The sequence below is a fragment of the Chryseobacterium aahli genome, from assembly GCF_022699665.1.
In the GTDB taxonomy this organism is placed as follows: domain Bacteria; phylum Bacteroidota; class Bacteroidia; order Flavobacteriales; family Weeksellaceae; genus Chryseobacterium; species Chryseobacterium aahli.
Map to the genome: position 1 here is coordinate 359,503 of NZ_JALDNB010000003.1, position 12,204 is coordinate 371,706.

12 protein-coding genes are annotated in these 12,204 nt (G+C 32.9%); 7 read left to right on the forward strand and 5 right to left on the reverse strand.

The window, feature by feature from the left end:
- Window positions 1–36: 36 nt before the first annotated feature.
- On the reverse strand, window positions 37–1,344 hold the full coding sequence (locus MQX03_RS07770) for a helix-hairpin-helix domain-containing protein (RefSeq protein ID WP_242802405.1): 1,308 nt from the start codon (window positions 1,342–1,344) through the stop codon (window positions 37–39).
- A gap of 329 nt (window positions 1,345–1,673) precedes the next feature.
- A complete protein-coding gene (locus MQX03_RS07775; RefSeq protein WP_034757421.1) occupies window positions 1,674–2,018 on the reverse strand; it encodes a MerR family transcriptional regulator in 345 nt (114 codons plus the stop codon).
- A gap of 117 nt (window positions 2,019–2,135) precedes the next feature.
- Here MQX03_RS07775 and MQX03_RS07780 point away from each other — a divergent pair, with 117 nt between their 5' ends.
- On the forward strand, window positions 2,136–3,014 hold the full coding sequence (locus MQX03_RS07780; protein WP_242802406.1) for an AraC family transcriptional regulator: 879 nt from the start codon (window positions 2,136–2,138) through the stop codon (window positions 3,012–3,014).
- 3 nt (window positions 3,015–3,017) lie between these two features.
- Here MQX03_RS07780 and ccoG read toward each other — a convergent pair whose 3' ends face one another.
- Entirely contained in the window at window positions 3,018–4,460 is a 1,443-nt protein-coding gene (ccoG, locus tag MQX03_RS07785) for a cytochrome c oxidase accessory protein CcoG (protein ID WP_242802407.1), read from the reverse strand.
- A gap of 245 nt (window positions 4,461–4,705) precedes the next feature.
- On the opposite strand from ccoG, the gene MQX03_RS07790 reads away from it, so the two are divergent.
- The gene (locus MQX03_RS07790; protein WP_242802408.1) at window positions 4,706–5,596 is read left to right on the forward strand and encodes an SMP-30/gluconolactonase/LRE family protein; all 891 of its coding nucleotides are present in this window, start codon (window positions 4,706–4,708) and stop codon (window positions 5,594–5,596) included.
- A 64-nt stretch (window positions 5,597–5,660) separates the two neighbouring features.
- Here the strand turns inward: MQX03_RS07790 and MQX03_RS07795 are convergent, their stop codons facing one another.
- Together MQX03_RS07795 and MQX03_RS07800 are read right to left on the reverse strand one after the other, a co-directional pair.
- Complete coding sequence (locus MQX03_RS07795) at window positions 5,661–6,968, reverse strand: DEAD/DEAH box helicase (protein ID WP_242802409.1); 1,308 nt, start codon at window positions 6,966–6,968, stop codon at window positions 5,661–5,663.
- A gap of 123 nt (window positions 6,969–7,091) precedes the next feature.
- Window positions 7,092–7,673, reverse strand: a complete 582-nt coding sequence (locus MQX03_RS07800; RefSeq protein ID WP_242802410.1) for a hypothetical protein — start codon at window positions 7,671–7,673, stop codon at window positions 7,092–7,094.
- Window positions 7,674–7,806: 133 nt separating this feature from the next.
- On the opposite strand from MQX03_RS07800, the gene MQX03_RS07805 reads away from it, so the two are divergent.
- The 5 genes from MQX03_RS07805 to MQX03_RS07825 all read left to right on the forward strand — a co-directional run bounded on the left by MQX03_RS07805 (window position 7,807) and on the right by MQX03_RS07825 (window position 12,202).
- A complete protein-coding gene (locus MQX03_RS07805) occupies window positions 7,807–8,229 on the forward strand; it encodes a PaaI family thioesterase (RefSeq protein ID WP_242802411.1) in 423 nt (140 codons plus the stop codon).
- 58 nt (window positions 8,230–8,287) lie between these two features.
- On the forward strand, window positions 8,288–8,632 hold the full coding sequence (locus tag MQX03_RS07810) for a phage holin family protein (protein WP_242802412.1): 345 nt from the start codon (window positions 8,288–8,290) through the stop codon (window positions 8,630–8,632).
- 325 nt (window positions 8,633–8,957) lie between these two features.
- Entirely contained in the window at window positions 8,958–10,952 is a 1,995-nt protein-coding gene (locus MQX03_RS07815) for a S9 family peptidase (protein ID WP_242802413.1), read from the forward strand.
- 67 nt (window positions 10,953–11,019) lie between these two features.
- A complete protein-coding gene (locus MQX03_RS07820; RefSeq protein WP_242802414.1) occupies window positions 11,020–11,703 on the forward strand; it encodes a hypothetical protein in 684 nt (227 codons plus the stop codon).
- A gap of 10 nt (window positions 11,704–11,713) precedes the next feature.
- The gene (locus MQX03_RS07825; RefSeq protein WP_242802415.1) at window positions 11,714–12,202 is read left to right on the forward strand and encodes a DNA-deoxyinosine glycosylase; all 489 of its coding nucleotides are present in this window, start codon (window positions 11,714–11,716) and stop codon (window positions 12,200–12,202) included.
- The last annotated feature ends 2 nt before the right edge of the window (window positions 12,203–12,204 follow it).

Sequence of the window (12,204 nt, forward strand, 5' to 3'; positions counted from 1 at the left end):
AAAAAACATAATAATCTAATCATTGAATTTCAATAATTACTTCAAATATAATCTCATTCTCGCTTCATACTCGGGCTTGGTTTTCAAGAATTTCCAAATTTTCTTATCGTCGGGATTACTGATTCTGTAAAAAATAATTTTATCAGCAGAATATTTAAAATAAGGATGATTTTTCAACCATTCTTCGGGAGCGTCCACCAAAGTATGTCTTGCCACTTTTGAATTGTCTAATGGCGCAATGTTTAGTAATTTCTGAACCAATTCTTTGTCAATGTTATACGTTTCTAAAATCTGTTCTTTCGTCATAAAACCGCCTAATTTTTTTCTGAAACCAATCATTGAACCGGCACTTTTTTCGTCCAAGCCAAATTCTAATAACTGTTTGAATGTAATAGAATTCATATCTGTTTTTGAGAAATCTGTTTTTTCCTGCTTAAATTCTGGCTTTTTATCCATAGAATTTTTTGCCATTGTGGAAGCACTGAATTTGATGTAAGGTTTCAATTCTTCAAACTTTTCTGCTGAAATAACAAAGCAATTTTTAATATCTTCTAAAGTTTTAAAACTTCCTTTTAAATTTCTATCACGGTAATTAACAATTACATTCGCCTGTTTTTCAGAAAATCCTAAAGCCATCCAACCGTTTACATCCAATGTATTTGGATCAAAAGCAGTTTGCGGAGTTTTAGATTTAAATGTATTCGATTTTCCAGCAAAAGCATTGAAATTGGCAGGAGTTTTTGCAGGTAAAATAAGATAGGGTTCAAGTTTCGCATAGTTTTCTTTATTGATGATAAAACACTCTTTAAACTTTTCTTTGCTCACAAAACTTCCACCCAAATAACTTTTGTATTTCAAAATGGCGGCAGATTGTTTCTCAGAAAATCCCATATTTTCCCAATCGTTTTGTGACAGTTGATCGGGATTAAATTTTCTTGTAATGTTTAAAGTTTTATTTTCATAATTTTTAAATCCAGAATTTCCAGATTTTGCTTCCAAATTGGTTTCAGGCAACAAAATAAAAGAACTAAGCTGCGAAAATTTTTCTTCAGAAATCGCATAGCATTTTTTGAATTGCTCTTTAGAAAGAAATTTTCCGCCGACAATTTTCTTATACTTTAAAATCGTTGCAGTTTGTTTTTCAGAAAATCCAAGCTTTTGCCATTGATGTTCATCTAAATCATTTGGATCGAACTCAGAAACAGATTCTACGGGTAAGCTTTCAGAAATAAAGGTAACTTCAGGAAAAGGTTCATCAGATTTTTCGGTATATTTTTGAAAGGCAAGTAGCGTGAGTAAGAGCATTCCAAGAAATGCCATTTGCTGGTAATAATTTTTTTTCATCCGTTTATTATGTTTTATTTTGATGAAATGCTGCTTCTGAAACTTTCAATTATTAAGTGAAAGTTTGTCAAAAGTGAAACATTACGGAATAAAGTTATGAATTAATTTAATTCATAGATTAATAAAATGAGAAAACATTACATTTATATATTTGTTTATCAGTTAGTTGTAGTGCAAGCTTGGTATTGGGACTCAATGAAATTAGACAGGTTTTTCTATGAAATAAGCTTTGGGTTAGGTAATTCAGCACTACCAAATTCTTAATAAAATCGTATTTATCAACAATAGATATCTTTGATTTTTTACTTTTATCACTCGGAATTATAATTTTATTCAGAATCTTTTTCTACCAATGAGTCTTTTAGCTTCAGCAATTCAGCTTTTACAAATTCCAACCGGTCGATTAAAGTAACGGTTTCAGAAATTTTTGAGTTGGTGGTCAGCGCAATTCTCGCTCCGTCAAGCGTGTAACCTTTTTCTTTCACCAAGTGATAGATGATTTTCAGGTTTTTGATGTCTTCCGGAGTGAAATATCGGTTTCCTTTCTTGTTTTTTTTTGGTTTGATGATAGGGAATTCCTGTTCCCAATATCTTATTAATGAAGCGTTTACATCGAATGCTTTAGCAACTTCTCCTATCGAATAATACAGTTTGTCGGGTAAATTTGTCTTCATTGTAAATGATCCTGAAAATTCAAAGATAAATATTTTTTAAGCTCGGGTACAAATACACGTTGTAAAATGTTCAGGTTAAATGTATTTTTGTGTTCTTTCACACTTAATAAAATCAGGATGAATTCTATCTCGGTATTGCATATCAATCTTTTTCAGTCAGAGAAAAACGCTCCGGATTTTTATTTTAATACTTTAAAAAATCACTTGGTTTCGAGCCATAAGCATATTGAGAAACCGCATCGTCATGATTTCTATGTCACCGTTATTTTCACCAAAGGACAAGGAATTCATGAAATAGATTTTCAAAAATATGATGTTTCTGAAGGGAGTTTATTTTTTCTTTCTCCGGGGCAAGTGCACAGCTGGGAACTTTCTGCAGATACTGACGGTTATATTTTCTTTTTTTCTCAGCTATATTATGAGATGCATTATGTGAATCAAAAATTAAAAAACTTTCCATTTTTCAACTCGCCGAGCTTTCCGAGAAAACTTCAGATTCAATCAGAAGAATTGGATGGCATGGTTCATCTTTTTAAAGCAATTGAAAAAGAGCATTTGTCTCAAAATGTGATGAAACATAGCTTCATTCTTTCGTTGATTACCCAAATTTACATTCATTCGGTGAGAGATTTTTCTAAAAATGATCATGAAATTTCTGCTGTCGGTATTTCTTATTTTAAACATTATCAGGATTTTGAAAACTTATTGGAAGAGTTTTTCGTTTCACAAAAATCTATTTCTTATTATGCTTCCATGATGAATATTTCTCCGAAACATCTCAACAGAATTACGCAGACGGTCATGCAAAAAACTGCTTCGGAGATTATTACTGAAAGAGTAATTTTAGAAGCCAAAAGAATGCTGATTTATCTTGATGAAAGTCTGGTGGAAATCGCCTTCAGATTAGGTTACGAAGAGTATTCTTATTTCGCAAGAGTGTTCCGCAAAAATACTGGAATTACACCTTCTCAATTCGTTAAAAATCATAAAAATTAAGCTTTATAATAAAAGTTTAAACGGTCCTTCAAACGTCGTTTCGAAAGTATCTAAAATTTCTCCTTTATCGTCTAATACAGCGATGGTAATGTTTTGTTTGGAAAATTTGACGTCTTTTTCAGGGAAAGAAATACTGATAGAACCTTTCAGAATTTCATCACCTTTTAAAATAATTTTGCTTGAACCTGACGAAATAACTTCGGCATTATCGGGATAAAGTACTTTTATTGTAACTACTTTTTTCTCATTGGTTTTATTCAGAAAAGTATACGTGAAATTGTTGATGATTTTTCCGTCCCGCACAAAAAATGTTGATCCTGCAGGTTTGATAAATTTCGCTTCCATAGAACCTCGGTCGTAAATCAAAAATCCTAGAAGACCGATAAGTAATCCCAGAAAAACTGTTGTCACAACCATTCTAGAAGTTATCCCAGTTTTTTTTCCGCTTTCAATTTCTGCTTCTGTGGCATAACGCACCAATCCGGTTGGCAAACCTACTTTTGTCATTACTTCATCACAAGCGTCGATGCAGGCTGTACAATTGATGCATTCTAATTGCTGGCCGTTTCGGATGTCAATTCCTGTAGGGCAAACCACTACACATTGTCCGCAGTCGATACAGTCGCCTTTTGAAGAGGCATTTCTGTCTTCGCCATTTCTCCATTTTGCCCGGTTTTCTCCTCTTTTAGTATCGTAATAGACATTGATGGTTTGTTTATCGATCAATACGCCTTGAAGTCGTCCGTACGGACAAACCAATGTACAGACCTGCTCACGAAGCCATGCGAAAACGAAATAGAAAACCAATGAGAATGACAACATTGATATAAAATGTAAGGAATGTTCTAAAGGGCCTTCTGCAATGATTCTGAACATATTTTCATATCCGATGATATACATAAACATGAAATGTGCAATGATCAGTGAAATCATAAAGAAAACAGACCATTTTAAAACCCTTTTTTGGATCTTTTCAGAATCCCAATTTTGTCTGTCGAGCTTCATCTGTTTGTTTCGGTCGCCTTCAATCAAATATTCAATTTTACGGAAAACCATTTCCATGAAAATAGTTTGCGGACACAGCCATCCACAAAATATTCTTCCAAAAACTACCGTGAAAATCATTACAAAAATCACCGAAATTACAGCTCCCAAAGCTAAAATAAAGAAATCCTGAAGGTAAAAAGGCATACCGACAATGAAGAATTTTCTGTCAAGAAGATTGATGAGAAGAAACGGATTGTTGTTAATTTTTAAAAATGGAATTCCAAAAAATAATGCCAATAAAACATAACTTGTGTAATCTCTGTAATTGGTAAATTTCCCTTTTGGCTTTCTTGGGAAAACCCATTTTCGTTTTCCCGTATCGTCCATTGTTCCTACAGAATCTCTGAAAGCCTCACCATCACTTCCCGGAATTTTTATATTGCCTTGCTGAATACTCATCTTTGAATTTTATTTAATTAAAAGGACTTTTTAGAATATCATGAAATTATTTTCATGCTCAATTTTCCCTTAATAAAAGATGATGCAAAGCTCCTGATAATAAGTTTTGATAAATAATAATAAATACTTACAGAATAGGACAAAAAGGACATTCTGAAATGTTTTGTTTAAATTAAATAATTGATAATTTAAAATTGTCAGACCTTTTTACAAATCGTAAATTGTCAGCTTTAAATTTTAAAAGAATGAAAAATATATTGAATGCAGGTCTTGTTGGTTTGGTTTTGGCATTTCTCAGTTGTAAATCACAAAATTATAATGCTATGTTGGAGAACACTGAGCCAAAATTAATTTCAGATCAATTTACATTTACAGAAGGTCCTGCAACCGACAAAATCGGAAATGTATACTTCACAGATCAGCCCAATGATAAAATTTACGTTTGGGATTGGAAAACAGATAAAATATCTTTATTTTTAGATAAAACAGGTCGTGCCAACGGAACTTATTTTGATGATAATGACAATCTGATTACTTGTTCAGACAACGAAGGTGAAATCTGGAAAATAGGTAAAGACAAATCAATTGAGGTTTTATCTAAAGGTTTTGAGGGTAAAAGGCTCAATGGTCCTAATGATCTTTGGCTCGATGGAAATGGCGGAATTTATTTCACCGATCCTTTGTACAAAAGAGATTACTGGGAAAATTTCAAAGTAGAGATTCCTGAGAAAAATCTTTACTACCGAAATAAAGACGGCAAAATTTCAAAGTTGGAAACTTTTGTACAGCCGAATGGAATTATTGGAAGTACTAAATTGAAAAAGCTATATGTTTCAGATATAGATGCTGGAAAAACATATGTCTACGATATTTTAGGTGAAGGAAAATTGTCTGAAAAGAAATTATTTTGCGAAATGGGCTCAGACGGAATGACTTTAGATAAAGAAGGAAACTTATATTTAACAGGCGACGGCGTGACAGTTTTCAACAATAAAGGCGAGAAAGTTCATCACATCAAAATTCCTGAAGACTGGACCGGGAACGTGACTTTTGGAGGAGAAAAAAATAATATTCTGTTTATTACCGCTTCAAAATCGGTGTATACTTTACCGACAAAAACAAGTGGATTGAAATAAATTGAAATAAAGGTTGAGGTTTAAATTGAAAGAATTTTCAGTAAGCCTCAACCTTTGCCTTATCTTAATAAGCTACCTCCATTTTTACTTTCTTACCTTTCAGTTTTTCGGTGCTCAGTTTTTTCAGTAAATCTCTCACTTTTGTTCTTGAGACAGCCACATAAGACGTCGTATCTTTTACCTCAATCAGGCCTAAATCTTCTTTCTGTAATTCCCCTTTTTTCAATAAATATCCAACGATGTCTACTTTGTTGACTTTGTCTTTTTTTCCGGCACTTATGTAAATTGTCTGAAATGGCGGATTGGCAGGAACTTTAGAAAATTCCTTTACAGATTCTTCGGGCGTATCTTTTTTGATGAAAGGAAATTTTTCTTCCTCAGTCATCACCAGATAAGCAAAACCTTTGGCGTTCATTCTCGCAGTACGGCCATTTCTGTGGATAAAAGCATCTTCAGTTGTCGGCAACTGATAGTGAACAATCGATTCAACTTCAGGAACGTCTAAACCACGCGCAGCCAAATCGGTTGTGATTAAAACTCTCGCAGTATCATTTCTGAATTTTAGCAAGGCACGCTCTCTTTCGTCTTGTTCCATACCACCGTGGAAGGTTTCTCTGGCAATGCCTTTATCTAAAAGCAAATCGGCGATACGATCAACGGTTTCTCTATGATTACAGAAAATCAGGGTTCTTTTATTCCCTATCTTACAAATCAGATGAAATAAAGTATCGAGTTTTTCCTCAGAAATCGTCATTACTTTTCTTAACTGAATGTCAGGTTTATTCTCACCTAATTTTAAGAAATCGACTACTTTTTCGTCTTTTAGACCAGTGAACTTCGGAATTTCATCCATAGAAGTTGCTGACGTCAGGATTCTCTGAAAAAGGTTGTACATATTTTCGATAATGTATTCCATATCATCATGAAAACCTAATTCTAAAGCCTTATCAAATTCATCAAGTACCAGATTTTTGATTGTTTTTACATCAAGATTTTTATTTCTCATGTGATAGGCAATCCTTCCCGGAGTTCCGATCAAGACTGCAGGGGCTTCTTTGAGATTGTTTATTTCAATCTTTTTATCATGGCCGCCGTAGCACACCGTCACCTTAAAATCTGTTCCCATCGATTTGAAAACCTGCTCGATCTGAAGGGCCAGTTCTCTCGCTGGAACTACAATTAAAGCCTGAATTCCTGTAGATTCTTTTTGCAGATTTCTTAGAACCGGAAAAAGAAAAGCCAATGTTTTTCCTGAACCCGTAGGCGAAAGCAAAACAACATCCGTATTGTTTTCCGTAGTTTTGTATGTAGATTTCTGCATCTGATTCATATCCTGAATCTGCAGTTTTTTATAAATAGATTCTAATTCCATTTTGCAAAGGTAAAGGATTTTGGAAATTGAACCTATTTTAAAAAGATCTTGACTTTATATTTATAGTAATATCGAAAACCAGTAAGAGAAAAATTTTATTTCGAATTCAACCAATATTAAATTTTAGTCGCTTGTCGGTAAGGCAATTTTTATAGGTTTAATATTTTTATAAGGTTCCTTTTCATGTGCAAATTGTAAATTATCAAAAGCAATTGCAGATTTACCTTTACTTATTTCTTTATTCACTATTTTTTCTAAAAAGGTAATTCCCATTGCAGAAACACCGTAATAGTCTATAAGAATAAACTCATTTTTTTCAAAATGTGCTTTTATAGAAAGGATCTTTTTATTGTTAAAACTTAAATGCTCATACTTTTCATTTGGATTCAGTTTTATTTCGTCAATAATCCTTTCTGAATTTACTTTATCAATTTTCATTTCATTCATTAGATACTTATGGACTGTCAATGGATTGAGAAATGATGAAAAATAATTTTGCTGGTGATTTTTTGCCCAAGGTAAATCAGTTTTTTGATTTTGGAATCGTTTGATTAATTCTATGGTCAAATCGAAACCTAAAGGTTTATTTTCATTATTGAAATTAGGAATGTAAATTCTAATTAAATTCCCGCTTTTAAGTTTAAATTCAGGGATTTGGATTCCGTTAATTTCAAAATTTTCACTGTGAAAAGTACTGTTTTGCATTTTGCTATTCAACTTTTTTAAATTTAAACGATTTAAAGATAATTAAATATTCATTGAAGTTGAGATATAAAAAAGTGATTATAGTGAAATTCAAAATATTTTAAAGAAATTTGTAACTATCAACTATCCTCCCATGACTCCCGAAAAAAGAAAACTCATAACCGACAGTTTCAACCGCTCCGAAACGTTGAAATTCTACAATGCCGAACTTCTCGAAGTAGAAACTGATTTCGTTTCCATTAAAATTCCAAAAATGGAAATGATGACCAGAACTGCCGGAATGTTCAATGGTGCAATGATTGCTTCGTTGGTAGATGTTTCTTCGGGTTATGCCGCTGTCAGCCATTACGAGCAAGATTGTTATGTTGTGACTGTAGAATTGAAAGTAAATTATCTGCGTCCGGCGATTGGAGATGCGTTAGTTTCAAAAGCGTATGTGGTGAAAGGCGGAGCTAAAATAAGCGTAATTCGCACAGAAATTTATACGGTGAATGAAGACCATTCTTCAGAAAGCCATGTCGCAACTTCTCTCGTCACCATGATGAAAATTAAATAACCCCCAAATAATTATTGGAACAGCTTTTGTTAAAATCAATGCATTTAAAATATAAATTATGAATATACTTATCCGACTTTTTATCACTGCGATTGTCGCTTTTTTACTCACAAAAATTCTTCCGGGCGTTCATTTTGACGGATTCACCGGAGCCGTTATTTTTGCCATCGTTTTAGGAGTTTTAAATCTTATTTTAAAACCAATTTTAAGCCTTTTTGGGCTTCCGCTGACGATTATTACTTTAGGTTTCTTTGCTTTGGTCATCAATGCCATTATCATTCTCGTTGCTGATTATTTCATAGATTCTATGGAAGTCAAAGGTTTCTGGTGGGCTTTTATTTTTAGTATTTTGCTGTCAATTATTACTTCACTTGCCAACTCGATGTTTGCAGATAAGGATTAAATTAGGAATTGTTTTTAATTAATTATAGTCGTCAGTTTTTCAGCTGACGATTTTTTTGTGATATTTCCAATCAATTATTTTTTTAATTCTTATATAAGCGTTAGCGGCTTTGTGAAAAAAACACAATTTGTTTAAATAAACTTTGTGGCCTCTGTGTTCACAACTCCAAAGCATAACAAGATTAAATAAAGAATTATAATTCCTAATTAAACTAAACTCATAATTTTCTCGCTCAATTTTATTTTAAATATTAACTTTGGCATTCTTTGAAATTAATATGAATTGAAGAATCAAAATTCTGAAATTCTTTTAAAATGATTCTCTTATGAAATTAAAGCACAGTCTGCTCGCTTTGGCAGCACCATTTTTAATGAATGCACAACAAGTAATGACTCCCGAAATTCTCTGGACTTTAAAGAAAGTCGGAGTTCAGGCAGTTTCACCTGATCAGTCTTCACTTATTTATAAAGTAGGACAAGTTGATTTAAAGACTGAAAAAACTAAAAACGAAAACTATTTCCTGAATGTTTTAAACAATCAATCTTCTAAAATTGATTTAGGTAAAAAAGCATTAATTCAGTGGGATAAAAACGGATTGTATGCTCAGGAAGGCGACAAAATTTTCCTTTCAAAAGATAGCGGAAAAACCTGGACAGAATTTTACACGATCGGCGAGGTTGATAACATCGTAATTTCTCCTGACGGAAAGAAAATAGCTTTCAGCAAGCAGGTTTTGGTTGAAAAATTAATGGGGAAAGATAAATATGCTGATACTCCGAAAACCACTGCTCAGGTTTATACAGATTTGAATCACAGACATTGGGATTACTTCAATGAAGGAAAATATAATCACGTTTTTGTGGTTGATGTTTCTGCAAACGTAGATTCTGCAAAAGATTTATTGGAAGGAAAAACCTGGGATTCTCCGCAAAGACCTTTCGGTGGAGCTGAAGATTTCGTTTTCAGTCCAGATTCTACGCAGCTTTTATATGTGACAAAACCTAAAAGCGGAAAAGAATATTCTACAAGTACAAACACCGATATTTTCGCCTACGATTTAGCATCAGGAGCAACTAAAAATTTAACTGAAACTAATAAAGGTTACGATGTAAATCCTAAATTCAGTCCGGACGGAAAATCTTTGCTTTGGCAAAGTATGGAAAGAGATGGCTACGAAGCTGATAAAAACGACATCAAAATGATGGACTGGAAATCAGGGAAGTTATCAAACCTTACGAAAGCTTGGGACGAAAGTGTTTCCGGCGATGTTTTCTGGAGCGGAGATTCAAAAAATATTTATTTCACAGCAGCTTACAGAGGGACAAAACAGTTGTTTTCTTTAGACACAAAATCTTCAAAAGTTCAGCAGATTACCAAAGGTGATTTTGATATAAATGAAATTTTTGCAGATCAAAAAAGTTCACTTCTAGTTTCAAAAACAGATATTAACCATGCGTCAGAACTGTTTTCTGTAAATCTTAAAAACGGAGAATTAAAACAGGTTACTGAAGCTAATAAAGATTCTTATGCAAAATTGGCTCAGGGAAAATCTGAATTGAAAATGGTAAAAACTTCGGATGGAAAAGAAATGGGAGTTTGGTTTCATTATCCGCCCAACTTCGATCCGAACAAAAAATATCCGACTTTAGTGTATTGTCAGGGTGGTCCGCAATCTGCGTTAACCCAATTTTTCAGCACAAGATGGAATTTTGCATTAATGGCAGCCAACGGATACATCGTAGTCGCACCAAACAGAAGAGGAATGCCGGGTTGGGGAACAAAATGGAACGAAGAAATCTCAAGAGATTGGGGCGGACAACCGATAAGAGATTATCTGTCTGCCACGGATTATGCTAAAACTTTACCTTATGTAGATGGTGATAGAGTAGCGGCAGTTGGTGCAAGTTATGGTGGTTACAGCGTATTTATGCTAGCTGGAGTTCATAATAACAGATTTAAAACATTCATCGCCCACGATGGTCTATTTGATATGAAATCTTGGTATTTAACGACCGAAGAACTTTGGTTTGCGAATTGGGATTTGGGTTCTCCGTGGGAAAAACCACTTCCGAAAGCTTATACAGAATTCAACCCAAGTAATTTTGTTGATAAATGGAATAAACCGATCATGATTTTCCAGGGTGGAATTGACTTTAGAGTTGGATATGAGCAAGGTCAGGAAGCTTTTCAGGCTGCTAAATTAAGAGGTTTAAAATCTAAATTTGTCTATTTTCCAAATGAAAACCATTGGGTACTTCATCCTCAAAACGGTTTGGTTTGGCAGAGAGAATTTTTTGATTGGCTGAAAGAAACACTGTAAAACCAGAAATGAATATTTATATTGCGGTTGGAATTTTCAATCGCAATTTTTATTTAAGACAAGCCTTATGAAATCAATTTTATTGACGTTATTATTTATTCCCGTTTTGGTGTTGTGCCAAAATTATCAATTTGATCATTTACTTACTTATAAAGTCACCCGAATAAAACCAAGTATAGAAAGTTTTGGGGAATCTAAAATTTATATCAATTCCGAACAACCAAAATACAGTATGGATACTTTTATTACGAATGATAATAGGGTTAATTGGTTAAAGGATCCCAGTAATAGATTACATTATAAATTTAATGTTGTTGAAAGAGAAAAGGATGGAGATTTATATTATTATGAATATGCTAAAAGATTTATTAAAGAAGATGAAAGACATTTTAGGTTTATAGAACGTGTTGAAGTTGAAAAGATTAATGATTTATCATATATCGTTAAAGCCTATCATAAAAAGAAAAAAATAAGTTTTGTAATCCGGATTGAACTTGAAAAATCTGATGTTAATCTTATGAATTTTCATTTGTTGGATGTTCCAGAGTTTACGGAAGAAAAAATATTTACTGAATTTAGAAAAGTTTTGCCAAATGAAAACTTTGTAATTAAAAAAATAAAAACCGATCGTAGAAACGGTTATGTTTTTAGTGAAGAGTTAATTGATATTAAAAATTTGAAGAAGCAAGTTAACTTACCTAAGGAAATTGAAAAAATGGTGAGTAAGCAGTTCGAAAATTATAAAGATTAGTAATAAATAAATGCAAAATAGAATATTCTCATTCCCGCCATTTATTGATCATCAATCGGAAATTTTAATTTTAGGCTCAATTCCAGGTGTGAAATCTTTAGAAAAGCAGCAATATTATGCACATCCTCAAAACAAATTCTGGAAAATTATTTTTGAGTTATTCAATGAAGAGTTTACAGAAGATTATGCTAAACGGATTACAGTCTTAAAGAAAAATCATATTGCAATCTGGGATGTGATTGATTCCTGCGAAAGAAAAGGAAGTTTAGATTCAGAAATAAAAAATGAAGAAGCTAACCAAATTCCTGAACTTTTAGAAGAATACCCAAACATCCAAGCAATCTTTTGCAACGGAGGAAAATCTTATAAAAATCTACAGAAACTATTAGGCAAAAATTTTAAAATTCCCATTTACTTATTGCCTTCGACAAGCCCACTTCACACAATTTCTTTTGAAAGAAAGTTTGAAGATTGGAAAAAGATTTTAGAATATATTTAAAA

Coding starts and splice junctions, on each gene's coding strand:
- ccoG (WP_242802407.1), bottom strand. CDS start 4,460: ATGAGTATTCAGCAAGGCAATATAAAAATTCCGGGAAGTGATGGTGAG.
- MQX03_RS07815 (WP_242802413.1), top strand. CDS start 8,958: ATGAAATTAAAGCACAGTCTGCTCGCTTTGGCAGCACCATTTTTAATG.
- MQX03_RS07820 (WP_242802414.1), top strand. CDS start 11,020: ATGAAATCAATTTTATTGACGTTATTATTTATTCCCGTTTTGGTGTTG.
- MQX03_RS07810 (WP_242802412.1), top strand. CDS start 8,288: ATGAATATACTTATCCGACTTTTTATCACTGCGATTGTCGCTTTTTTA.
- MQX03_RS07775 (WP_034757421.1), bottom strand. CDS start 2,018: ATGAAGACAAATTTACCCGACAAACTGTATTATTCGATAGGAGAAGTT.
- MQX03_RS07805 (WP_242802411.1), top strand. CDS start 7,807: ATGACTCCCGAAAAAAGAAAACTCATAACCGACAGTTTCAACCGCTCC.
- MQX03_RS07780 (WP_242802406.1), top strand. CDS start 2,136: ATGAATTCTATCTCGGTATTGCATATCAATCTTTTTCAGTCAGAGAAA.
- MQX03_RS07800 (WP_242802410.1), bottom strand. CDS start 7,673: ATGCAAAACAGTACTTTTCACAGTGAAAATTTTGAAATTAACGGAATC.
- MQX03_RS07795 (WP_242802409.1), bottom strand. CDS start 6,968: ATGGAATTAGAATCTATTTATAAAAAACTGCAGATTCAGGATATGAAT.
- MQX03_RS07825 (WP_242802415.1), top strand. CDS start 11,714: ATGCAAAATAGAATATTCTCATTCCCGCCATTTATTGATCATCAATCG.
- MQX03_RS07790 (WP_242802408.1), top strand. CDS start 4,706: ATGAAAAATATATTGAATGCAGGTCTTGTTGGTTTGGTTTTGGCATTT.
- MQX03_RS07770 (WP_242802405.1), bottom strand. CDS start 1,344: ATGAAAAAAAATTATTACCAGCAAATGGCATTTCTTGGAATGCTCTTA.